Source organism: Vibrio sp. JPW-9-11-11 (genome assembly GCF_013369335.1).
In the GTDB taxonomy this organism is placed as follows: domain Bacteria; phylum Pseudomonadota; class Gammaproteobacteria; order Enterobacterales; family Vibrionaceae; genus Vibrio.
Window position 1 is genome coordinate 16,778 of record NZ_SZQJ01000009.1, and the last position, 21,491, is coordinate 38,268.

At 48.2% G+C, this 21,491-nt stretch carries 19 protein-coding genes; 10 read left to right on the plus strand and 9 right to left on the minus strand.

Going from position 1 to position 21,491, the window contains the following annotated elements; all coding sequences use genetic code 11:
- The first annotated feature begins 76 nt into the window (after positions 1–76).
- Positions 77–544, plus strand: a complete 468-nt coding sequence (soxR, locus tag FCU94_RS12465) for a redox-sensitive transcriptional activator SoxR (protein ID WP_176288848.1) — start codon at positions 77–79, stop codon at positions 542–544.
- On the opposite strand, the gene FCU94_RS12470 is transcribed toward soxR, so the two are convergent.
- Both FCU94_RS12470 and FCU94_RS12475 read right to left on the minus strand, forming a co-directional pair.
- Positions 515–1,390: an AEC family transporter gene (locus FCU94_RS12470; protein WP_176288849.1), complete on the minus strand. Its 876-nt coding sequence runs from the start codon at positions 1,388–1,390 to the stop codon at positions 515–517. The genes soxR and FCU94_RS12470 overlap by 30 nt on opposite strands.
- A gap of 112 nt (positions 1,391–1,502) precedes the next feature.
- Positions 1,503–1,808 (minus strand): DUF6482 family protein, encoded by a 306-nt coding sequence (locus FCU94_RS12475; RefSeq protein ID WP_176288850.1) that lies wholly within the window; start codon positions 1,806–1,808, stop codon positions 1,503–1,505.
- 70 nt (positions 1,809–1,878) lie between these two features.
- On the opposite strand from FCU94_RS12475, the gene FCU94_RS12480 reads away from it, so the two are divergent.
- From FCU94_RS12480 to FCU94_RS12490, 3 genes are all read left to right on the plus strand, one after another.
- Positions 1,879–3,342 carry a cryptochrome/deoxyribodipyrimidine photo-lyase family protein gene (locus FCU94_RS12480; protein ID WP_176288851.1) on the plus strand — a complete coding sequence of 488 codons (1,464 nt, stop codon included), beginning with the start codon at positions 1,879–1,881 and terminating at the stop codon, positions 3,340–3,342.
- 85 nt (positions 3,343–3,427) lie between these two features.
- Positions 3,428–3,925, plus strand: coding sequence for a fasciclin domain-containing protein (locus FCU94_RS12485; RefSeq protein WP_176288852.1), 498 nt, complete (start codon positions 3,428–3,430; stop codon positions 3,923–3,925).
- 72 nt (positions 3,926–3,997) lie between these two features.
- The gene (locus FCU94_RS12490; RefSeq protein ID WP_176288853.1) at positions 3,998–4,687 is read left to right on the plus strand and encodes a flavin reductase family protein; all 690 of its coding nucleotides are present in this window, start codon (positions 3,998–4,000) and stop codon (positions 4,685–4,687) included.
- Positions 4,688–4,723: 36 nt separating this feature from the next.
- On the opposite strand, the gene FCU94_RS12495 is transcribed toward FCU94_RS12490, so the two are convergent.
- On the minus strand, positions 4,724–5,200 hold the full coding sequence (locus FCU94_RS12495; RefSeq protein ID WP_176288854.1) for a peptide-methionine (S)-S-oxide reductase: 477 nt from the start codon (positions 5,198–5,200) through the stop codon (positions 4,724–4,726).
- Positions 5,201–5,469: 269 nt separating this feature from the next.
- Between FCU94_RS12495 and FCU94_RS12500 the strand changes: the two genes are divergently transcribed.
- Positions 5,470–5,628 carry a DUF2256 domain-containing protein gene (locus FCU94_RS12500; protein WP_176288855.1) on the plus strand — a complete coding sequence of 53 codons (159 nt, stop codon included), beginning with the start codon at positions 5,470–5,472 and terminating at the stop codon, positions 5,626–5,628.
- Here FCU94_RS12500 and FCU94_RS12505 read toward each other — a convergent pair.
- Positions 5,617–6,327: an SDR family oxidoreductase gene (locus FCU94_RS12505; RefSeq protein WP_176288856.1), complete on the minus strand. Its 711-nt coding sequence runs from the start codon at positions 6,325–6,327 to the stop codon at positions 5,617–5,619. The genes FCU94_RS12500 and FCU94_RS12505 overlap by 12 nt on opposite strands.
- Positions 6,328–6,555: 228 nt before the next feature.
- Between FCU94_RS12505 and FCU94_RS12510 the strand changes: the two genes are divergently transcribed.
- From FCU94_RS12510 to FCU94_RS12520, 3 genes are all read left to right on the plus strand, one after another.
- Positions 6,556–7,551 (plus strand): ABC transporter substrate-binding protein, encoded by a 996-nt coding sequence (locus tag FCU94_RS12510; protein WP_255199263.1) that lies wholly within the window; start codon positions 6,556–6,558, stop codon positions 7,549–7,551.
- A gap of 4 nt (positions 7,552–7,555) precedes the next feature.
- Positions 7,556–8,923 carry a diguanylate cyclase domain-containing protein gene (locus FCU94_RS12515; protein WP_176288857.1) on the plus strand — a complete coding sequence of 456 codons (1,368 nt, stop codon included), beginning with the start codon at positions 7,556–7,558 and terminating at the stop codon, positions 8,921–8,923.
- Between the two features lie 152 nt (positions 8,924–9,075).
- Positions 9,076–9,684, plus strand: coding sequence for a YitT family protein (locus tag FCU94_RS12520; RefSeq protein ID WP_176288858.1), 609 nt, complete (start codon positions 9,076–9,078; stop codon positions 9,682–9,684).
- Positions 9,685–9,729: 45 nt separating this feature from the next.
- Here the strand turns inward: FCU94_RS12520 and FCU94_RS12525 are convergent, their stop codons facing one another.
- On the minus strand, positions 9,730–10,236 hold the full coding sequence (locus FCU94_RS12525; protein WP_176288859.1) for a flavodoxin family protein: 507 nt from the start codon (positions 10,234–10,236) through the stop codon (positions 9,730–9,732).
- 421 nt (positions 10,237–10,657) lie between these two features.
- Here FCU94_RS12525 and FCU94_RS12530 point away from each other — a divergent pair, with 421 nt between their 5' ends.
- Entirely contained in the window at positions 10,658–11,809 is a 1,152-nt protein-coding gene (locus FCU94_RS12530) for an efflux RND transporter periplasmic adaptor subunit (protein ID WP_176288860.1), read from the plus strand.
- A gap of 3 nt (positions 11,810–11,812) precedes the next feature.
- Positions 11,813–14,938, plus strand: coding sequence for an efflux RND transporter permease subunit (locus FCU94_RS12535; protein WP_176288861.1), 3,126 nt, complete (start codon positions 11,813–11,815; stop codon positions 14,936–14,938).
- Between the two features lie 54 nt (positions 14,939–14,992).
- Here the strand turns inward: FCU94_RS12535 and FCU94_RS12540 are convergent, their stop codons facing one another.
- The 4 genes from FCU94_RS12540 to FCU94_RS12555 form a co-directional block, all read right to left on the minus strand.
- Positions 14,993–18,094, minus strand: a complete 3,102-nt coding sequence (locus tag FCU94_RS12540) for an efflux RND transporter permease subunit (protein WP_176288862.1) — start codon at positions 18,092–18,094, stop codon at positions 14,993–14,995.
- The gene (locus FCU94_RS12545) at positions 18,094–19,407 is read right to left on the minus strand and encodes an efflux RND transporter periplasmic adaptor subunit (RefSeq protein ID WP_176288863.1); all 1,314 of its coding nucleotides are present in this window, start codon (positions 19,405–19,407) and stop codon (positions 18,094–18,096) included. The genes FCU94_RS12540 and FCU94_RS12545 overlap by 1 nt, the downstream gene beginning before the upstream one ends.
- Positions 19,407–20,063, minus strand: coding sequence for a TetR/AcrR family transcriptional regulator (locus tag FCU94_RS12550; RefSeq protein ID WP_176288864.1), 657 nt, complete (start codon positions 20,061–20,063; stop codon positions 19,407–19,409). Before FCU94_RS12550 ends, FCU94_RS12545 begins: the two co-directional genes overlap by 1 nt.
- A gap of 193 nt (positions 20,064–20,256) precedes the next feature.
- Entirely contained in the window at positions 20,257–21,459 is a 1,203-nt protein-coding gene (locus FCU94_RS12555; RefSeq protein WP_217906436.1) for a glycoside hydrolase family 5 protein, read from the minus strand.
- Positions 21,460–21,491: the final 32 nt, after the last annotated feature.

The following is a 21,491-nucleotide window of genomic DNA, read 5'->3' on the forward strand; positions in this document are numbered from 1 at the left end:
GCTTGGGTATAACTGCTACTGTAAAACCTCAAGTTAACTTAAGGTAAAGAAGTTTTTATTGATTCGAGGGATTGAGATGGACTTAAGTGTTGGGCAAGTGGCTAAGCGTGCAGGTGTAAAAGTGTCTGCGCTGCATTTCTATGAACAGAAAGGTTTGATACATAGCTGGCGCAATCAGGGCAATCAGCGTCGCTATGATCGTAGCGTATTGAGACGAATTGCGGTGATAAAAGCGGCGAAAGAGGTCGGGCTTACACTGGAGGAGATCGTGCAATCGTTAGCCCATTTGCCCAAGCATCAAGCGCCGAATCGCCGCGAATGGGAGCAGATGGCGTCTGGTTGGAAGCAGATGCTCGAACATCGAATCCAACAGTTAAAAGCACTGCAACAAGATTTGGGGGGATGCATTGGTTGTGGTTGCTTATCGATGGAATCGTGCGCAATTTACAACCCAAAAGACATTCGTGCTGAAACCTATCAAGGAAAAACGTTACTCAGTCACCCCGAAGAGTGGTTACAAGGACAGAGCGAACCCGAGCAATAATGGTAAAGTCACAATACTAAAAAAGTTGCCAAACAAGACCATGGAGGCCACTTTGGCCGGCTCGATGTGTAAGCGCTCGGCAAACAAATAGTTCATCACGGCAGGGGGAAGCATAGTGAATAAAACCATCATTTGTAGCTGCATCGTAGGTAAAGGGATAAACCAATAGATGACGGCAAATGCTATCGCTCCGGTAAACAATGATTGTAACGTGCAAAGTACCCCTATTTTGAGGCCGCTCAAACGCATGTGACACATCTGCGCGCCGAGTGACAGCAACATGACAGGCACGGCCGCTTGACCAAGCAAAGCGGTCGCTTCATAAAGTGGGGACCATACCTGGGTGCCTGAAAGGTTAAGCATCAGCGCAGCCGCAGCGGCTAAGAAAATAGGCATCTTGATAATCTGTTTGAATGGGTTTCCTTCACTCAGCAATGCTAAGCCCAAACTGATATGAACACAGGCCGAAACCACAAACAACAAAACCGCAGAAGCTAAGGCGCTGTCGCCAAAGGTATAGGTAAAAAGAGGAATGGCGAGGTTGCCGCTATTGCGAAACATGTGCGGAGGTGCCCAAGCTTTGAAATTCAACCCTGACAGACGGCAGATAGGGATCATCACCACTCCTGGCAGCAAGACCGCGACGAGCGAGGCGCTGAGGAGAGGAACCTGGTCAAGATCGAGTGGCATGGCGACAAGAGACGAAAATACCAACGCAGGGGTAAAGGTATCCATATTGATACGATTAATTGGGCGAAAATCTGGCTTTAGCCACTTACCTACCGAAAAACCGACTAACACCAGTGCAAACACTGGAAACAGTATCCCTACGACTTGCTCTAACATGTCTCTTCCTGAGGCTGCGTTTAACTCTGTCGTTCAAACTACCTGATTTGTCAGTAATAAAACAGAAAAAATGCCTAAATGCTGCGTTAAAGCCTCAGTAAGCTGCTCATCGTCAATAGTACTGATTATCGTGCAGCGGGACTTCGAGTTGGTTACTTTGTTGACGTATCGGCGTACCAATCATTTCATCGTAGGCGCTCTGATGACGTAACACTTGAGCTTTGGCTTTGATACGGCTGCACTGGCGTTGAAGGTCGACTATGGAGTGGGTGCGCAGAAACTGACCTTGGTCATCGATGATATAGAACTCTTCCCCATCGACCACCACTGAAGCGTGATAGAGCGCCATATCCAGTGAGTGAATGACAAGCTTATCGACATAGAAAAACTTTTCTAACTTACTGAGTGCCAGTTTCATGCCTAATCCCTTATTGCTGTTGATGCCTAGGTACGTTTTTTACGTATCTATGGCTGTTACGGGGAGTACGATGAAAAAGATTAACTTAGTTTGGTTTAAACGTGACCTACGCCTGACGGATCACCTACCTTTGCAGCTCGCGCTTGAAAGCGATACACCTTGTGCGCTGTTTTATCTGTTTGAGCCGAGTTTGATGGCCAACCCACACTATGACGAGCGGCACTGGCGCTTTGTTTATCAGTCTTTGCAAGACATCAATTCGCAGCTGAAACCTTTTGGCCACCAAGTTTTGATGGTCGAAAGCGAGGCGATTGAATTTTTCGAGGCTGTCGCTAAACACTACCGCATCGAGACTTTATACTCGCATCAAGAGGTAGGGTTACAAATCACTTTTGAACGCGACAAGCGAGTGGGGCAATATTGTCGAGACAGAGGCATCACGTGGCGAGAAACGCCTTCTGGAGCCGTGAACCGTGGTGCGAAGAGTCGTGAGCAATGGGACAGCCATTGGCAAAAAGTGATGAGGGCGCCTTTAGCAACGCCAGTACTGGATGGCAGAAGGATGTTGTCGCTTGACGCCACATCGCTAGATCTAGGCCAACAGGTTGCTAGCGCTTGGCGTGAGAAACGAGCAGGCATGCAAACAGGAGGCCCGTCATTAGCTTGGCGAACGTTAGATGACTTTTTTCAGCGCCGAGGACGAGGATACTATCGCTCGATTTCTAGCCCCAGTTTGGCGCGCAGTGCCTGTAGTCGAATGTCACCTTATCTTGCTTGGGGCAATATCTCGCTAAGGGAAATGTATCAGTCATTACTCAGTCATTGGTCTCAACCCGGCTGGCGACGCAGTTTATCGGCACTTTCATCACGCCTACATTGGCACTGTCATTTTATCCAAAAGTTTGAGTCTCAGCATGAGATGGAAGTGAGATGCGTTAACCTGGCGTATGAGCCATTGCTTGCCCGAGGTTGCCGACAAAACAGCCATGATCTACAAGCATGGATGCAAGGCAAAACGGGCGTTCCCTTGGTGGATGCCTGTATGCGTTGCTTAGTACACACCGGGTATCTCAACTTTCGTATGCGAGCCATGCTAGTCAGTTTTTTAACTCACCACTTGGCGATAGATTGGCGTCATGGCGTGCACCACTTAGCGCGTCTTTTTCTCGACTTCGAGCCTGGAATACACTATGCCCAATTCCAAATGCAAGCCGGGGTGACGGGTATCAATACCATTCGTATTTACAACCCTGTTAAACAAGCTCAAGAGCATGATAGCGATGGCGCATTTATCTATCGTTGGCTGCCTGAGCTCAAGTCGGTGCCCGTCCCATTGCTGTTTTCTCCATGGCAGATGACGTCCATGGAAGCGATCTTGTATCAACTGGATCCAGAGAGTTGCTATTTACAGCCGATTGTTGACGTTGAGCAGAGTGGTCGAGAAGCAAGAGATCGTTTGTGGACATGGAAAAAGCGCACCGATGTGCAAGCCGCGGCGCAGAAGGTGTTAGCTACCCATGTGCGAAATGAATGATCTATTTTGAAACTGACTGCGTAACAGCTCTACGAAGCAACAATAATGCTAACTGGAGCTAGGCTCCTCACTTAAGGATGGACTCATGGTTAAATACACACTTTCAATTGCCCTCGCGCTGGTCGCACTGTTTACTTACATTTTGCCCGCGCAAGCTCACAATCACGGAATGAAGGCAGACATCGTTGACGTTGCCGTGGAAAATGGATCGTTCAACACGCTCGTGGCGGCGGTGAAAGCGGCCGGTCTCGTGGATACTCTTAAAGGCGAAGGTCCGTTCACCGTTTTCGCTCCGACTGACGAAGCTTTCGCCAAGCTACCGGAAGGCACCGTCGAATCTCTGCTTTTACCAGAGAATAAAGATAAGTTGGTCGCGGTACTTACTTACCATGTTGTTGCGGGTAAAGTGATGGCGGCCGATGTTGTGAAGCTCGACAAAGCAACCACAGTTCAAGGCCAAGATGTGATGGTTAAAACCATGGGCGGTAGCGTGATGGTCGACAATGCCAACGTTGTGGCGACCGATGTGAAAGCGAGCAACGGCGTGATTCATGTCATTGACCAAGTAATTCTCCCTAAGTAGCGACCACCCAACGCTACGTTCCCCTGGGCAAAGCCACGCTTTGCCCTTTCTTATATTCGTATGGTGCCAATAATGCAGCAACAAACTTTGAACGCCCAGCAGATCGCACAGATGGAAAATCGTTATAGAGCACGGTTGGTCAATAGTTTAAGTGGTTTCAAAAGTGCAAACTTAGTCGGCACGGTCGATGCCAAAGGACAAGCAAACCTTGCCATTGTTAGCTCTGTGACCCATATTGGTTCGAATCCGCCCTTGCTCAGCTTTATTAGCCGTCCTAACTCGGTAGAGCGTCACACTTTAGAAAACATTCTTGAAACAGGCGTGTTTAGCTTAAATTCGGTTGAAGCTGACTTCGCGTCTCTGGCCCACCAAACGTCTGCGCGTTATCCGAAATATCAAAGCGAGTTTGATGCGGTGGGTTTGACACCCCAGTACCAATCTGGCTTTGCTGCGCCGTTTGTATTAGAGAGTAACGTCAACATTGGCCTAAACCTCAAAGAGCACCACACCATCAAAGCAAACAATACCGAAATGGTGATAGGCCAAGTGGAACATATCCAATTACCGACTGAGATCATTCAGGCAGATGGTTATCTCGACATTGAGTCGATGGAATGGGTCACCGTCAGTGGCCTAGACAGCTATCACGTGACTCAGCGCTTGTTTCGCTTGCAGTACGCCAAACCGGATAAGGCTCTAAGGCCACTCTCTGTCTCTGGTGATAACAGCGAGTGGCCAAGCCGAGTGGATGAGCTGTGTTAACTTCCGAAAGCTGAGGAAGGCGCTGTCGAGACAGGGTTAGACTTGACGGTACTTCCGCAGTAGGTCGAGTGGTATGTGGCAGTAGTCGTCAGGAAAACGGGTCAATCTGTCTTGGTGCTCAGGATCGCTCGTCACGTAGTTGGTGAGAGGTAACACCTCAACCGCGATTTTATCCGCGTCAGGTCTTGCGCTCAAATGACGACGCGCGGTGTTCAAATGGCTCGGGTCGCGGCTGTAAATGCCGGTACGATATTTGGCCCCCATATCAGCGCCTTGTCGATTCACGCTGTATGGATCGATGATTTCAAACAGATGATCAATGAGTTGTTCGAGTGTAATTTGGCTTTCATCGAAGCGGGTTTTTACGCATTCGGCATAACCATCATATTCGCCTTTCGTGGTGTGACTGCTGCCATTGGCACGTCCAGCTTCAGTCTCAATAACACCGGGTAGGTGGCGGAAAAACTCTTGAACGCCCCACAGGCACCCGCCTGCAAAATAGACCTCTTGCACTCATTTACTCCTTGAGCTCTCTCATTTCTGCAGAGCAGTGTGCCTGTAAATAGACCGTGAGTCTAGTTGTGGTTTTTAAGCCAGCGTGTGGCCTAAATGACGGTTATTGCCGTAACAATAAATAGAAAATATTCATTAATCACAGCCAATTAGGGGGTTCGCCTCCGCAATCTTGCTTATTTAAGAGGACATTCTGTTGGTCAATCTATTTGCATCCCTGTTCGACCATGTCGTCAAACGGGCTAACATTTCACGGCGCCAGTCTCGCTATGCCAAGTAACATTAAAAAACAGCACCTCCCTGTAAAGGTATGTGCGGCGTGCCAGCGCCCATTTACTTGGAGAAAAAAGTGGCAAAAGTGTTGGCACGAGGTCAAATATTGCTCTAAACGCTGTCGTGGTCTGCGCCAAGGAGTATCACCACGGTAGCGCTTCGCCACTGTAACTATAAAAAAGACCGCTGTCGTCGGGCGTACTGCGCTCGATGATAGCCAGTAAGTCTTGGGCGACATTTCCCGGCGTAAACAGCTTGCCAGTGGGGACATTGGTCTGGAAAGGTTTGGATAATGCCGTATCCGTTGTCCCAGGGTGTAAGGCCAGTATCACTCCCTTTCTAAGGGTTCGGTGCCACTCTATTGAAATCGTTTTGATAAGCATATTAAGTGCGGCTTTCGATGCGCGATAGCTATACCAACCTCCGAGACGATTGTCACTGATGCTACCCACTTTAGCGGACAAACTGGCAAACTTAGGCGCTGCGCTTTTTTTGAGCGGGGCGGAAAAGTGCTTGGCGAGTAACAGGGTCGGCAGGGTGTTGCGGCTGATATTGTGGTAAAAGAAGTTCGCGTCGACACTGTTGAGGTTTTTCTCGGGGCCTTGTTCCTCATTATGAAGAAAGCCAACGCAGTTGATCACCCAGTCCAGTTGCGCAAAATGTTGGCTCAAGTTTTTGATGTCAGCTTCACAGCTTGCATCAAACTGGTGCCATGTTGGGTTCATCTCGTTAGATGCAGGCGGTGGCGTAGTAAAATAGGTGGCGTGTAGTTCAGCGTTGGGATAGCGCTGTTGGCAATGTTTTAGTATGGCCGCGCCTATCCCACCGCTGGCGCCGATAATTAGAATCTTCATACTCGGTCTCATTCTTCTTTGATAGCCTGTCGTTGTGAACACTCATTATTGTGATTAGGTACGTAAAAATGGGGCAGACTCACTAATACGACCAAAACAATGTGATCTATCGCAAAATTATCACGGTTAGTCTTATTCATTGTGCGAGCAAAACGTCGATTTATGCATGAACAACGAATAGTGGTCTAAATTAATATGAGATAGGTTTCTTATTTTTAGGCGCGTTGAATGCAGGCTTGGTCAAAAAAACATTGGGTTTCAGGGATGGTCATCCTCGCGTTGACTGTCTCTGCTCTGTTGTTCTACCAGCAAAAAACGCGTTCGCAGGGGCCAGTCGAGAAAACCAAAATCGGGGTGTCTTTAACCCCTCTATCGGCGCCTTTTTTCGTCGCAGATCAAATGGGGCTGTTTAAACAGTTTGGTCTTAATGTAACGCTAGTGCCTTGCTCAAGTGGTGTGAGTTGCGCGGATTTAATGCTGAGTAGCGATGTTGATTATGCCACTGCGTCTGAATCCGTGGTGATGTTCAAAAGCTTTCAACGTGACGATATTCTGCTGTTGGCCAGTTTTGTTGAGTCAGATAACGATCTTAAATTGCTCAGTTTGGTGCCTTCGAAGATTACGCATGTAGCGCAGTTGGAAGGCAAGCGAGTTGGGTTGATTAAAGGGTCGGCCAGCGAGTTCTATTTCGATTCCGTACTGATCGGCAGTAATTTGCGCAACTTGAAGGTAGAGAAAGTCTACTTGCAAACCAAAGAGCTGGTGCCAGCGCTTTTATCTTATAAGGTCGATGCGATTTCTGCATGGGAGCCGATGGGCTTCCAAGTCGATTTGCTTTCAGTGGCAAAAGTGAACAACTTGGGTATCGATGGGGTTTATCAACTCTCGTTTAACCTCATTTCACGACCCTCGCACATCGAGTTTGCTGGTGAAGAACCGACTTACTTGTTGCAAGCACTGCAAGTGGCGATTGATTGGATAAAAACACACCCCGATCAAGCCATGACCTTACTGTCACAACGACTCGACGTTCCTGTCGAGCAAATTGATTGGTCGTGGGACGACTATGTATTTCGTTTGTCTCTTGGGAACTCACTGTTGTCAAACCTCCAACTTCAAGCACGATGGGCGATAGACAGTGGCCTGGTCACTAGATCGCCACCAGACTTTAGGCGAGTATTCTACTCTCACCCTTATCAACAAATGTTGGCAGAAAGGAACTAACGTCATGCTTGATTCGATGTTTAAGAAGATGTTCGTTCTATCCACTACCACTATGCTGTTGACCTTGTTTATTGTGGTGTCGTTTACCAAAATTCACGCGGAGCATAAATCAACCAAGATAGAGCTTGATCAAGTGATAGACTTGCAATTGAGCGTGGACTTACTCCGCAGCCAATTGTGGGCGTTTATGCAATTTCGTGACAAACCAAGTTTAGAGCAAGTTGAAATGGCTCAAGCTGAGCTCGATACCAAGCTTACCGCCTACAAACATGACGACATTCAGTTGGACAATCTTCAGCGCATGAATACTGGTTTGCTCAACCTGATTGAACAAGAAAAGTCACTGTTTCTCGTTCATCCCCAAGATATGAGCCCAGCGTTAGAAAGCGCGTTGGATACAAGAGGCTTATTGCAATCTCGCTACAATATGATTGTACAAAACATGACCGAAGAGCTGGCTTACATCCACAAACAAGTACTCAACAATAACACCCACGGTCTCCAGCAGGTGATGCGCACGGCTGCAGTATGGTTGATCGCGTGTTCTCTGTTAGTCAGTGGTGTGGCTTGGTTAATTTTGTTTCGCTTCAAATCGGGCGCTGGAGCAATTAAACAAGCGATACTAAATCTCGCGAGTGGTCAGCTTGATACCAAAGTGGAAGAGGTTCAAATGGACAGCGAGTTTAAGGTGATTTCGAGTTTCTTTAACCAGATGACGGTGTCACTGCGTCAATCGACGGTGACCAAGCAAGAGTTAGAGGAAGAAGTTAAGCGTCAAACTAAGCAGTTACAAAGTAAGCAAGAGCAACTGCTTTTTCTTTCCGAACATGATCCTTTGACCAATTTGATGAATCGCAGGGCATTTGATAAGCAGGTCGAGAGCGCACTGGTTAAAGCGAATCGCACCGAGCGTAAGTTGGCGATTATGTTTTTAGATCTCGATGGCTTTAAGCAAGTGAATGACACTTATGGCCACAATGCGGGTGATTTGGTACTGACCACAGTGGCAAGACGGTTGGAAGAGTGTATTCGAGAATCTGATTTTATCGGTCGTTTGGGCGGAGACGAGTTTGTCGTTTGCCTCGATTTGTTAACGAACTTCGATATTGTGGCGCGTAAGGTTGAGCAAATTCAACAGGCTATCCATCGGCCAATCCATTTTAATGATCGAACCTTGCAAGTGAGTGTGAGTATTGGCGTGAGTTATTATCCGGATGACAGCAAGAACAAAGAGACGCTGATGAGCTTAGCCGACGAAGCCATGTACCGGACCAAAGAACAACCGATTAAACAGACCAAAGGAAAGGGGGCCGGCGAGTCAACTACGAATGACATTAATGTTGTTAGCCTACACACCAGTAAACACTCATAGCCCAACTCAATCACAAAAGTGTAAATAATACTTAACACTGTTCATTATCAAGTTTTTGGCGACTCCTCTCGACATCAATATCAATAATCGACATCTTATGCGGGTTTGACCTGTGCCTATTTTGCGGGTCGTTAAGGGATAGGAAGCCTGATATGGATAAAGAACATAGTTTGCGCGAGAATTTACTCGCATTATTACTCGGGAGTGCCTTAGTGTCTCTCGGTGTTATCTTTTTTAACAAAGTGGGTTTGTTAACAGGTGGTACGGCTGGATTGGCGATTTTTCTTACCAAAGTCAGTGATTTCAGTTTTGGCCAGATGTTTTTTGCCCTCAACTTACCTTTCTATATCTTATCAGTGATGAGAATGGGTTGGCGTTTTACTCTCAATACTTTTATCGCGGTATCGATTGTCTCGTTTGCCGTTGACCACCTTTATCATGTGATTGAAATTGCACGAATTGACCCCTTCTATGCCGCGTTACTTGGTGGTGGCATGATAGGCATTGGTATGCTTGTGATATTTCGTCATAAAATGAGTTTGGGTGGTTTTAATATTTTAGCGCTTTTTCTCCAAGAGCGTTTTGGTATCCGTGCGGGCAAAGTTCAGATGGCGCTTGATTGCACCATTGTTGTTTTGTCGCTATTTATCGTCGATATCTCGTTAATTTTGCTCTCGGTTATGGGAGCAGTGGCGACGAATCTGATTTTGGCCATGAACCACAAGCCAGGCCGATATCAACCGCAACCGACCACTGCTTAGTAAAATATATAATCAAAGGCTTAGCCACTGTGGCTAAGCCTTTTTTTATCCTTGATTGAGGATTTGATTAAAGCGCTCAACTTCATCGCTTGTTAGCGAGAACCCAGACTGACAAGGCGCATGCAAAGTGGCGACAAACGGTATATCAAAGTAAGCAAATAAGCCGCTGAACAAGCCGTGAAAGGTGGGACACAGCTCTGCACTGCCAGAGCTTGCAATTAAAAAGCCGCGCTTAGTCGCCAAAGCACGAGCTGTGGGCCTTAAATGCTTAACGTCGAGCAGTTCGGTAAGACGGTCAATGAAGGCTTTCATCGGCGCTGTAACGGAATACCAATAGACGGGTGAAGCAAACACTAGGTTGTCTGCATCGAGAAGTCGCTCAATGAGCGGGTGGAAATCGTCGTCTGGGTATTGGTTACCGTAGTTGTAGGGCGTTATCGTCATATCGTCAATGTCAATCAACTCGAACTCATGGTTAGCCTCAACGCTTGCCACTGCCTGCGCGGTATTGCCTTCCTTATTCGCACTCGAAAATAACACGATAGTTTTCATTTATTTAAGTCCTTGTTTATTAAATAGAGGATGAAACTATAAAACCTCAAGTGTGGTTGAGGTAAAGCGGAAGTTACGATTTTCTACACGGCTGAGCGATTGGGTGGTGTGGCGTATTTCGCCAAAGGTAGGAAATATTCACCAGGTTAATAGATTTACTGAGTGGTTGGTTAACGTAAGGTTATGAAATTTAAAAGCATAATCATGGATCTATTCTTGCTGATACCTGTTACCAAAGTGTGGAAATGGTCATAATGAATCGAAACTGAGAAAAGATACAAGATTCATATAAAAGTGGTCTTATGTATGGATAGTTTGGTTCTCATTGATGTCGAACCTCTGTACATTCGTATGACAACAATAATAACGTTCTGATTTTTGACGACTATTTTTATGTATTACAAACAGATAAGGAACTCACATGACGATCAAGCCGTTACGTTGGCTAGTGCCGTTGTTTATTTTAGCCGGGGCTTACGCGGGTTATGCGGCGATTGCCTCCAGTGCCCCAGAGCCTCTTGAGAGCAAGCCACCTAAGGCACCTCCGCTGGTGCAAGTTGTCAAAGCGCAATCGAGCGATCACAAAGTGGTGATCACCGGTCATGGTGAGCTAAAGCCTGTCGAGGTGACACAGTTATCTGCGCAAGTGTCGGGAGAGGTCACGAGCTGGCACCCCAATTTCGTCGTCGGAGGGGTAGTGAAGCGAGGTGAAGTACTGTTTACTCTCGAAAGTGATAACTATCAGGCCGCTGTGTTGCAGGCCGAAGCGAACTTAGCGGTTGCGCAGGCTGCGCTTATCGAAGAACGTGCACGTGCCGAAGTGGCTAAACGCCAGGCCCGGAACTTGCCAAAGCAACAGGTCACCGACTTATACTTACGTAAGCCCCAAGTGCTGAGTGCGCAGGCGCAGCTCAAATCGGCTCAAGCGGCGCTGAAACGCGCCAAACGTGACTTGGAAAACTGCCAAGTCGTGGCGCCCTTCGACGCTTTAGTGGTCGACAAAACGATTGGTGTTGGCCAATTTATTTCTACGGGTAGTCATGTCGCCACGTTGAACAATGTGGAAGCGGGTGAAGTACATATCCCTATCGCGGGTTTCGATAGCGAGTTTTTGCCACAACAGTTCGCCGGTCAACCCGCTCACGTAATTCAGCGTGGTATTACGACGACACAACGTGATGGTGTTATTGACCGCGATCTCGGTATCGTTGACAGCAGTACCCGCATGACCAGTTTAGTGATACGAGTTGACGACCCGTACGCCATTGATAGCGATCTCGCTCCGATCCAATTTGGTTCTTATGTTGAAGTTCAGTTTAACGGTAAAGAGTTCAAACATATTTACCGCCTTCCTCAAGAACTGGTCAACAATCGCCAAGTTTGGGTAGTCAATCAAGATAACCAGCTAGAGCCAAGAACAGTCAATGTGTTACGTGCAGAAAAAGAGTTCATGTTGATCAATCAAGGCTTACAAGACAACGATCAAGTCGTGCTCACGGTCCCCGAGTATCCACAACAAGGCCTAGAAGTCACGATCAATCATACGGATAGCCAGCAGCACGCTCAGGACTAACAGATGCAACAGACAAAACAGACAGGCTTGATTGCCTATTTTGCCAACAACCCCGTCGCGGCCAATTTGTTGATGGTGTTTGTATTGATCGTGGGTACGGTGAGTTTCTTTTTTATTCAGCGCCAAATGTTTCCCAACATTGAAGTGAATTACATCAATGTGAGTGCTCAGTATCCGGGCTCTTCTCCACAAGAAGTGGAAGAGAGCATTCTGATTAAGCTTGAAGAATCACTGAAGGATGTCACTGGTATCAAGAAAGCAGTATCTAGTGCTTATCGTGGTAGCGGCAATATTGAGTTAGAGATTGATGTTGATGAAGACATCGACGATGTACTGGTTAAGGTGAAGCAGAAGATCGATTCAGTGTCCAATTTGCCTGCGGGTATGGAGCCCATTCAAGTTTATCAGTATGAATATCGTCAAGATGTGATTGAAATGGCGCTGGTCGGTGACCGTGATTTGCTTGAACTCAAACCGATTGCCAAACAAATCGAAGATGAACTTTTGCAATTAGGCAACGTGGCGCTGGTGGATTTGAGCGCGCCTGAATACGAAATTGCCATTGAAGTTGAACCGAGGATCTTGCAGAAATACAGTCTGACGTTGAATGACATCGTTAACGCGATTCAGCGATATTCGGCCAACTATTCAGCCGGTGAGGTCAGAACCAACGCCGGGATGATCTCGGTGCGAATTGAAAACCAATATTACCGCGGTGATGAGTTTCGCGACATCCCAGTGAAAATCGGCGCAAATGGTGGCAAAGTTCTTCTACAAGACATCGCAACGATCAAAGATGGATTTACGGAACAGGATCGCTATTTCAAATATTCGGGTCAAAACGCGATATATTTATCGGTGAAAGCAACCAAAGACCAGAATATGGTGGCGGTGGCCGAAACAGTAAGAACCTACCTAGAGCAGAAAAATCAAACCTTGCCCAGCGATCTTGAAGTCAAAACCTTGGTCGACATGACGTACTATCTGAATGCTCGCCTCGACATGATGCTGAAAAATTTACTGCAAGGCGCGGTGCTGGTGGCATTGATGTTGAGTCTGTTTTTACGGGTTAAGCTGGCGATGTGGGTCATGATAGGGCTGCCCGTCTGCTTTCTCGGCGCTGTTATGCTGATGCCCGCGATTGGCGTGAGTATTAATATTGTCTCTCTATTTGCATTTATTATGGTACTCGGCATTGTGGTCGATGATGCGATAGTGATCGGTGAGAGTGCGTACAGTGAGATAGAGAAGAATGGGGGTGGGGTCGACAATGTTGTTCGTGGCGTGAAGCGCGTGGTAACGCCAGCCACGTTTGGTGTGTTGACCACCATGGCGGTGTTCGCACCATTTTTAATGTCAAAAGGGATAGAGCGAGCCTTTTTCTTCGGCATTGCGGCCATCGTAATGCTTTGCCTGCTATTTAGCTTGATTGAATCCAAACTGATTTTGCCAGCTCACCTTGCACATTCCAAATTCGCACCAATTAAACCAGGCAGTTGGCGAGAACGCTTCAATACGCGTTTCTTTCGCTTGGTCAATGGTCCTTACAAACGCTTTGTTGAGCTCTGTACTCACTGGCGTTGGAGTGTGTTAGCCAGCTTTGTGGCTGTTTTGGCGATCAGTGTGTCGCTGGTGATGTCGAACTGCGTACGCATCGTTCCGTCTCCTAAAGTACCGCACGATTTCCCCAGTATTAAATTGGTGATGAACGACAACATCTCGAGTCAACAGACCATCGAAGCACTGAAGTTGGTCGAGTCGGCAGTGAACCAAGTTGACAGTGAAATTGAGCAACAGACTGGGCAAAAGATGGTGCGCGATATTTTGACGTTCAACCAAGGACGCAAAGAGGGAATGCTGGTGATTCCTTTGGTAGACGAAGAGCAACGCCCGTTTGATACCTTTGAACTGGCCAGGCGCTGGCGTGAGCGTATTCCAACGATTCCTGGAATGAAGACCTTTACTATTGCCGATGATGTCAACGGTGGTGGCAAAGGCGACGAATTTGGTTTCTTACTCTATGGCTCTGATATCGACGCGCTTAATCGTGCTGGAAGGGCGTTAATTGAGGCGTTGCAGCAGCAGCAAGGATTGTTTGATATTTCATCTTCGATTGATTCGGGAAGCCAAGAGGTACAACTTTCTCTTGCGCCGGTTGCGTACAATCTGGGTCTCGATCTGTTTGATATTGCCACTCAAGTGGGCGGCAGTTTCTACGGCGGGGAAGCCGAACGTGTGCTGCGTGACGGGGAAGAAGTTAAGGTGATGGTGCGTTATCCGAAACTCACCCGTGAAGCATTCTCCTCTCTGCGCTATGCGATAATCACTACGCCAGCAGGTAAGAAAGTGATGCTAGGCGACGTGGTCGAGATCAGCCAAAAACCAGGCGTGAGTAGTATTCGTCGTGAAGGCGGTTATCGCAGTGTTTATGTGTATGGTTCGATTGATGAGGAGCTAGTGGAGCCAAACGCAATTGTCGAACGTGTCTCGAGCGAGATCATTCCCGATCTTTTAGCCGATTACCCAGGGGTGAAGAGCGAACTCGGTGGTACGATTGAGGAGCAACAGGCTCAGCAAAATGAGCAGATCATTTTCTTTGTCGCGGGGATGATACTGGTTTATATCCTGTTGGCGGTGCCGCTTAAAAGTTACAGTCAGCCGCTTATTATTATGTCGGTGATCCCGTTCAGCCTCACGGGGGCGATTTGGGGGCATTACTGGTTTGGACTCGATCTAAGCATGATGTCGACCTTTGGCTTGATTGCCGCTGCGGGGGTGGTGGTGAACGATTCGCTAGTGATGACCGACTACGTCAATCAAGTCAGACGTGAGGGGGTGAGTATTAAGCAGGCGGTGATCGATGCAGGTTGTGCCCGCTTCAGAGCGATTACATTAACTTCGATCACGACCTTTGTTGGTGTATTGCCGATCATGTTCGAAACCAGCTTGCAGGCACGGTTTGTCATCCCTATGGCGGTGGCACTTGGCTTTGCGGTCTTGTTTGCGACCTTGCTGACGTTAGTCTTGGTACCGTGTCTGTATCTTATTCTCGAAGACATTAAAGGGCTGTTTACCAAGCTCAAACACTTGGTGCTGCGCCGAAGTAAACCGGTTCAGTCTTCTGTATAACTCTCAAAGCGGGCATTCAGCCCGCTTTTTTTATCTCCTTAAGCGAGTGCTCGCTTAGATTTCTTGATGCTTATGCACTAAGCCAAAGTCTGCCAGTACGGCATACGCGGCTGGAATCATAAACAGCACCAGTAGCGTTGAGGCGAAAATACCAAACACGATCGAAATCACCAGAGGCTGAATCACTTGCGCTTGCAAACTGGTTTCGGTCAGAAGTGGTAACAGGCCTGCCGCAGTCGTCATAGAGGTCAAAAATACCGCTCTAAAGCGCTCTCGGCTCGCCTTGACGACCGAGTCATGCACGTTATCGCCTTCATCAACGTGATGGCGAATGTACTGCACCAGTAAAATGGAATCATTGACCACGATCCCCGCCAGTGACACGAACCCCATCAAACTTGGCATACTGAGCGAATGGCCGAGGAGAATGTGGCCCCAGACCACGCCAATAAAGGCCAGAGGAATGGCGAGCATGACTACAAAGGGCTCAAGATAACTGCGAAATTGATAACTCAAAATGGCGAATACACCAAACAGCCCTAACAGAAACCCTTTGCCCATTGAGGCGCCGGTTTCTGCGGTATCTTTGGCTTCACCTTCAAAGTCAAAGCGTAGCCCAGGATACTTGGCCATCAGCTTAGGCGCTTCTTGGCTTTGAAACTGAGCGATAATCGCGGTGGAATTGGCCTTGGTGTTATCGGTATCACCAAACACGCTGATGGTACGTAGGCCGTCGATTCGTTGGATACGTACGTAGTTACGCTGGAAGTCGAGGGTCGCGATAGTGGCAAGTGGGATCTGGCTACCATTCGCTAGGATAATCGGAAAGTTTGCCAGTTGTTGTAAGTCGCCGGCTTGGACCTTGTTTAATCGCACTTCTATCGAGATGTTTTCTACGCCGACTTGTATCTCGTCTGCGGTCTGACCAAAAAATGCGCCGCGCAGTTGTGTGGCAACCAACTGACCATTTACTCCGTAGCTTTCAGCGCCCGGGCGTAGTTTAACTAACACCTCTTCTTTACCCATGCGCATGTCATCGAGTACGCCGTGTACGCCATCGAACTCGTTGAGGTACTGTTGAATATCGATTGAGGCGGCTTTGAGTGCGTCGAGATCATCGTGTTTGGCGCGTATTTCTATCGCGCGTCCACCAGGCCCCATGGTCGGCTGCTTAAAAACCAAAGAAATCGGGTCTGCCAAGTCGCCCACGTCGTCGCGCCATGCGGCAATGAACTCATCGATAAGGGTATTGCGACTTTCAGCGCCGAGTAGGTCTAGTCTTACCGTGGCGATATGTGGACCCGATTCGTTGGCATCGGCGTTGGCATTAAACTGGCTGGTCACATGCTCGATCAACGGCGTTCCGTTTTCTACCTGTTGCGACCATTCAGCGCCTAGTTTGCGCGCCGAGGCTACAATTTTATCGACCACCGCTTCGGTTTGAGACAGTGATGAGCCTGGCGGCAGAATGATCCGCGCTTCGGCAATGTCGCCATCTAGCTCTGGGAAAGGTTGAAACTTAAGTAGCCCACCTGCGATGGTGGCAATGGATATTAGCAATAGAGTGACGATACTGCCCAAAAAGGCGTAACGATATTTCACTACGCGCTCGACGCCATTGACGAGACTGGTGTTACGAAAATGCTCAAAACGTGTAAGGAGTACTTGTTTAAACTTGGCGCTCGGTTTGTCGCGTTTCTCTTTGTGTAGAGAGTGTGAAAGGTGATTTGGCAGAATTAAGAACGCCTCTACCAAACTTAAAATTAGCACTAAAATCAGCACTTGAGGAACGGCTTTGAGTACCGCCCCCATTTCACCTTGCAAGAACAATAAGCTACCAAAAATACACACGGTGGTGAGAAAGGAGGAGATAACACCCGGTAGCACTTTTTTCACTCCTTTAATGACCGCATTGTCGACATCCTCTCCGCGATCGAGATGCGCGGCGATCGATTCGGCGATAACGATCGCATCATCCATCATAATACCAATGGCCATCAGCAAACCGACCAGTGACATGATATTGATCGATAGCCCGAGTTGAGCCATTAAAAACAGTCCGCCAAGAAAAGCGACAGGTAGACCTGCCGCTACCCAAAATGAGTAGCGTAAGGTAAAGAACAGCCACATGGTTGCGAAGACCAAGACAATACCTTGCCAGCCATTGCGTACCATCATCGAGAGGCGATCCCAGAGCACTGAAGAAAGGTCATTGGTCAATTCTAGTTTCACCCCACCCGGTGCCATTGCCTGCTGATCTTGGACGAACTGCTCGACGCGTTCTTTGATTCGCAGTGCGTCGTCTTCTTTATTTTTACTGACTTTAAGCAACGCTGAGGGGTGGCCATCAAACAGGACTTTTTGTTCATCAAGTTCAAAACGGTCAGTGATGGTCGCGATGTCTTTGAGGCGAATGAGCGACCCATTAGCACCAGAGCCGATAACGATATTCTCTAACTGCTGCGGGGTCGTACGGCGTTCATCGAAACGAATCAGAAAATTCTTGTCTGGTGTTTCCACGTTGCCACTTGGCAGCTTAATGTTTTGTCGGCCAATTTGGTCGGCGATGTCGACCACACTTAAGCCGAGTTGACGAATTGCTTGAGTGTCGAGCTCGACACGATATTGGTGGTCAGAAAAGCCTGCAACATCGACTAAGGACACGTCGTAATCGAGCTTTAACGTTCGCTTAAGCTGCTCTGCATAAGCTTTGAGCTCTGGCCAAGTGGTATCGGCAGTAATGGCGACATCGACGACTGGCTCGTTCCAATCAAGCTCTTGAACGACCGGCGACTCAATTTGCTGAGGAAAGTCATTAATGGAGTTGATTTGCGTCTGAACGTCGACCAACATACGACCTATATCGGCTTTTTCGTTGAGTTTCAAAATCAAGCGTGCTGAGCCTTCAATCGCTTCGCATTGGGTCTCTTCAATATTGGCCAAACCGTCGACGGCATCTTCCATACGGACGCAGATACTCTCTTCGACCTCTTGCGGTGACGCACCTGGGTAGACGACACCCGCCATAATGTATGGAGGGTCGAACTCTGGAAAGGTTTCTCGTTTGATGGTGGGCAATGAAGTGATACCCAATAGCAGCAGAGTGAGCATCAACAAGTTTGCTGCAGTAGGGTGTTTCGCAAAAAATCGAATCATTACAACGGCTCCTGTGCAGTACGCTCAGACTGTTTGAGCGACATCCCCTCAATCGCTGGTAGCAAGTCGTTGAGGATCAGTCGTTGACCCTGTTCAAACTCACCATCGATGACTACCTGATTGTCACGGCGATAAAGAACATCGACGGTTTTCATCCTGAGTGTATCGTCACTCGCCATTAAGTAGACTTTGTCACCGTGTAACGCGCGCTCTGGGATCACCCAGCTTGGGTTCGCTTGGCCTTCAATCACTGCACGGACAAACATCCCATTGACCAAAGGTGGCACATTGGTAGGGTCGAGATGACGATAATCTTGATTGATCTCCAGAATCACGCCTGCTGTAGCTTGGCTCGGGTCGACCGTTTCACTGATGCGGCTTACTTTTGCAGGCCAGCTCGCGATAAGGTTGCCACTGCTCAGCTCTATGCTTGCGTTAATAAAGGTCATATCGGGCTGAGGAATACCCGATTCATCACGACGAATGTCGCCAATGCTTGCCGCCAGTGTTTGCATATCGTGAATGGACAACTGCGCTTCCACTTCCATTACGTTCATTCCGTGGGCGGTGACCATGGTCTGTTGCATGTTCACTACCTGATCTTGTTCGATGTCGACGTCGGCAATACGCAAGTCATAGGGCAGGGTGACAATGGTTTTATTCAATGAACGTTCTGCTTCTTCAACCTTTGATGCGTTGACTTTAACCAGCGCTTGCGCCACGCGTTTTTCATCCGGCATTAAGGCGATTTGGTTTTCGATGTCTTGCACGAGTTTGCGCTGAGAGAGGGCACTTTGTTGCTGCTGGTCGACGTCGGACTGTGAGGTTAAGCCTTTTTTACGCAAGTTGAGTTTGCGCTCAAGCTCTTTGTTGGCGATCTCCAAGCGATTGCGCTCAATACTTAAGGTTTGCTTGAGGTTAGACTCTTCTTGAGACAGCTTGGCCAGTGAGGTCTGAGCGGATTTATAGTCGGCTTGCGCTTGTACCAGCTTGAGTTCATAGTCGAGCGGGTCAATACGCAGAATCTCGGTGCCAGCGGTGAGAATTTGGCCTTTCTCCAGCTTTGGATGGCGATAAACCACTTTCCCCGTTACTTCTGCAATCGCCTTCCACTCGACCTTGGGGGTGATTTTCCCAAAACCGATAGCGATCGGAGCCATCGCGCGCAGTTCGAGGGGAATAGTTTCAACCAGGCGCGCGCGCTCTCCCGCCGGTTTAACCGGAAGGTCTGGCTTGAGTTTAATGGCCATCACCAATACGAATATTCCAACGGCAACCGCTGGAAAAAACAGGCGTTTTCTATTGAGGTTCATTATGAGTTGTCCTGGTTGTCGTGGGTTTGGAGAAATCCATGTTTCATCAAATTAATATTGTGCTCGAGTAGTTGATTCAAAAAGTGTTCATTGAGTTCGATACCGTGTACAGCCAGCAGCGCAGGGGGGGCAATGAATGGAAAAACCATCAGGCTGATGTAAGAGACTCGACAAAGACTAGGGTCAGCATCTGGGCGTAAAATGTCGCTGTTGACTAAACGCTCAAACATCACCTTTTGCATTGGTTGGGTAATGTCGATGAAAACCTTTTCGAGCAGTTTGCGTTGAGTTTCCGATGGGTTCATGTGCATCACTTGCGCGACCAAACGCGGGAACTGCGGGACTTTGATCATTTCTCGGTAGTAGGTTTTCATTAAGTCGAGAAAGTTCTGTTGAGAGCTGTCTTTGAGCAGTAACTGCATTTGACGCTTCATCGGCGCAAGCGTTTCTCTTAGCATGGTTTCGAACAAGCCGTCTTTAGACCCGAAGTAGTAGCGAATCATGGCAGCATTGACGCCGGCTCGCGTAGCGACTAAGCGTGTTGACACCTTGTCGTAGGGCATTACGGTAAACAGCTCTCGGGCGTGGTAGATCAGTTGCTCTCGCACATCAATGGAGTCGTTCGGGCGTCCAGCTTTGCGATTCGATGGGGTCACAGAGGCACTCTCAAAAATTAATCAGATGATTAATTATAGTGTGCGAACGCTCTGTCTGATATGACAAAAATTAACCGACATTTAATCAAGTGATTAATTAATTGCGTTCTTATCAATATAGGTAAGCACAATCGCCCATGCAGAGGAACACAGCATGGGCGATTTGAAGAGCGTTGTATTGGCTTCGCGTTCGTTACAGTTTGTCGGATATTACTGAAAAGAGAGGTGATGATTGGTAGTGAGTCGGGTCCGGCGTACCATTTTGCTCAGCTTTCCAGTAATCCCACCCCACCGTGCCTTTTTCTCCCAGCTCATAGTTCATCGCATCCCAGGCGTCTTCGCGAAAACTGTAAAACGCCCAATGAAGTTGGTTCGAATCAAGCGCAGTGATCACGTCATCTAAATAGGTCGCACAACTGTTCATTTTTCTCACACAGCCAAACTCACCGGCGACGAGATGTTGTGTTGGGATGCCGTGCATGTTGGCCCAATCGACAGGTTGCTGTAGATAGCGCGCAACACGGCTCTTATCCCAGCGCTGTGGCTTGGCGTCTGCGAAGGGGACTTCTCCCGGGTACACGTAAGGTTGGTCCCTGCGCAAGTTCGGAGAGCTGGTCGCTTGGTAAGGTTCGTACATATGGAAGCTATATAGAACCTTGTCATCGTTAATCGGCTTAAGCCAGTAGTTAAAGCCGTCGGCTGCCGCATACCAACCTGAGTCGAGCATAATCGGTGTTACTGGGTCGACGTCACGGATCGCATCCGTGATGGTTTGGTAGAACAGAGGAAGATCGCGACTGCCGCCCTGATGCTGTTGGTACCAGGCTTTCATCTGCTCGCTGGATGCATGCTCTGCAAGACCATGGCGCTTTTCAGGAGCGGGTTCGTTGAGGATGTTATAGGCTGCCACATAAGGGCTGTCTTTAAGCGCGAGAGCCAGATCAACCCAAAATTGGATAGCGACTTGCCAATTTTGCTTGGAATCGAACAATCGGCTGTCGAACTGATTCCCATTGTTTTGCGACCAGCGATAGAGTGGCAGTGAGAGTGGCGCAATCACCACTTTGAGCCCGGCTTGACCCGCTTTTTCAATCTCTTGTTTAAGCAGGGCGAGGTCTTCTTTAACGAGACCTTGGTAGTTGTCGGCATCACCAATCAGGAAGTCCCGTTGTTTGCTCGGCCATTTATCATAGGCTAAACGAATCCAACTGGCGTTGTAGTCATGTAAGTCTGGGTAGACATCTGCGTTTGCGGGTAAACGATTAAAGATGTTGGCACCGTGCTGCGGCGTGTGCCAAAACTCAATGAGGTCAGCGGCGGTGACGTTTGCACTGACCAACATAGAGAGACTAAGCGCGGTGAGGGTCATCAGTGGTCGAGGTGTAAAGCGAGACATAATCAGCTCCAAGTCGTGAATGAACCTGTACT

Coding starts and splice junctions, on each gene's coding strand:
- soxR (WP_176288848.1), top strand. CDS start 77: ATGGACTTAAGTGTTGGGCAAGTGGCTAAGCGTGCAGGTGTAAAAGTG.
- FCU94_RS12470 (WP_176288849.1), bottom strand. CDS start 1,390: ATGTTAGAGCAAGTCGTAGGGATACTGTTTCCAGTGTTTGCACTGGTG.
- FCU94_RS12475 (WP_176288850.1), bottom strand. CDS start 1,808: ATGAAACTGGCACTCAGTAAGTTAGAAAAGTTTTTCTATGTCGATAAG.
- FCU94_RS12480 (WP_176288851.1), top strand. CDS start 1,879: ATGAAAAAGATTAACTTAGTTTGGTTTAAACGTGACCTACGCCTGACG.
- FCU94_RS12485 (WP_176288852.1), top strand. CDS start 3,428: ATGGTTAAATACACACTTTCAATTGCCCTCGCGCTGGTCGCACTGTTT.
- FCU94_RS12490 (WP_176288853.1), top strand. CDS start 3,998: ATGCAGCAACAAACTTTGAACGCCCAGCAGATCGCACAGATGGAAAAT.
- FCU94_RS12500 (WP_176288855.1), top strand. CDS start 5,470: ATGCCAAGTAACATTAAAAAACAGCACCTCCCTGTAAAGGTATGTGCG.
- FCU94_RS12505 (WP_176288856.1), bottom strand. CDS start 6,327: ATGAAGATTCTAATTATCGGCGCCAGCGGTGGGATAGGCGCGGCCATA.
- FCU94_RS12510 (WP_255199263.1), top strand. CDS start 6,556: ATGCAGGCTTGGTCAAAAAAACATTGGGTTTCAGGGATGGTCATCCTC.
- FCU94_RS12515 (WP_176288857.1), top strand. CDS start 7,556: ATGCTTGATTCGATGTTTAAGAAGATGTTCGTTCTATCCACTACCACT.
- FCU94_RS12520 (WP_176288858.1), top strand. CDS start 9,076: ATGGATAAAGAACATAGTTTGCGCGAGAATTTACTCGCATTATTACTC.
- FCU94_RS12525 (WP_176288859.1), bottom strand. CDS start 10,236: ATGAAAACTATCGTGTTATTTTCGAGTGCGAATAAGGAAGGCAATACC.
- FCU94_RS12530 (WP_176288860.1), top strand. CDS start 10,658: ATGACGATCAAGCCGTTACGTTGGCTAGTGCCGTTGTTTATTTTAGCC.
- FCU94_RS12535 (WP_176288861.1), top strand. CDS start 11,813: ATGCAACAGACAAAACAGACAGGCTTGATTGCCTATTTTGCCAACAAC.
- FCU94_RS12540 (WP_176288862.1), bottom strand. CDS start 18,094: ATGATTCGATTTTTTGCGAAACACCCTACTGCAGCAAACTTGTTGATG.
- FCU94_RS12545 (WP_176288863.1), bottom strand. CDS start 19,407: ATGAACCTCAATAGAAAACGCCTGTTTTTTCCAGCGGTTGCCGTTGGA.
- FCU94_RS12555 (WP_217906436.1), bottom strand. CDS start 21,459: ATGTCTCGCTTTACACCTCGACCACTGATGACCCTCACCGCGCTTAGT.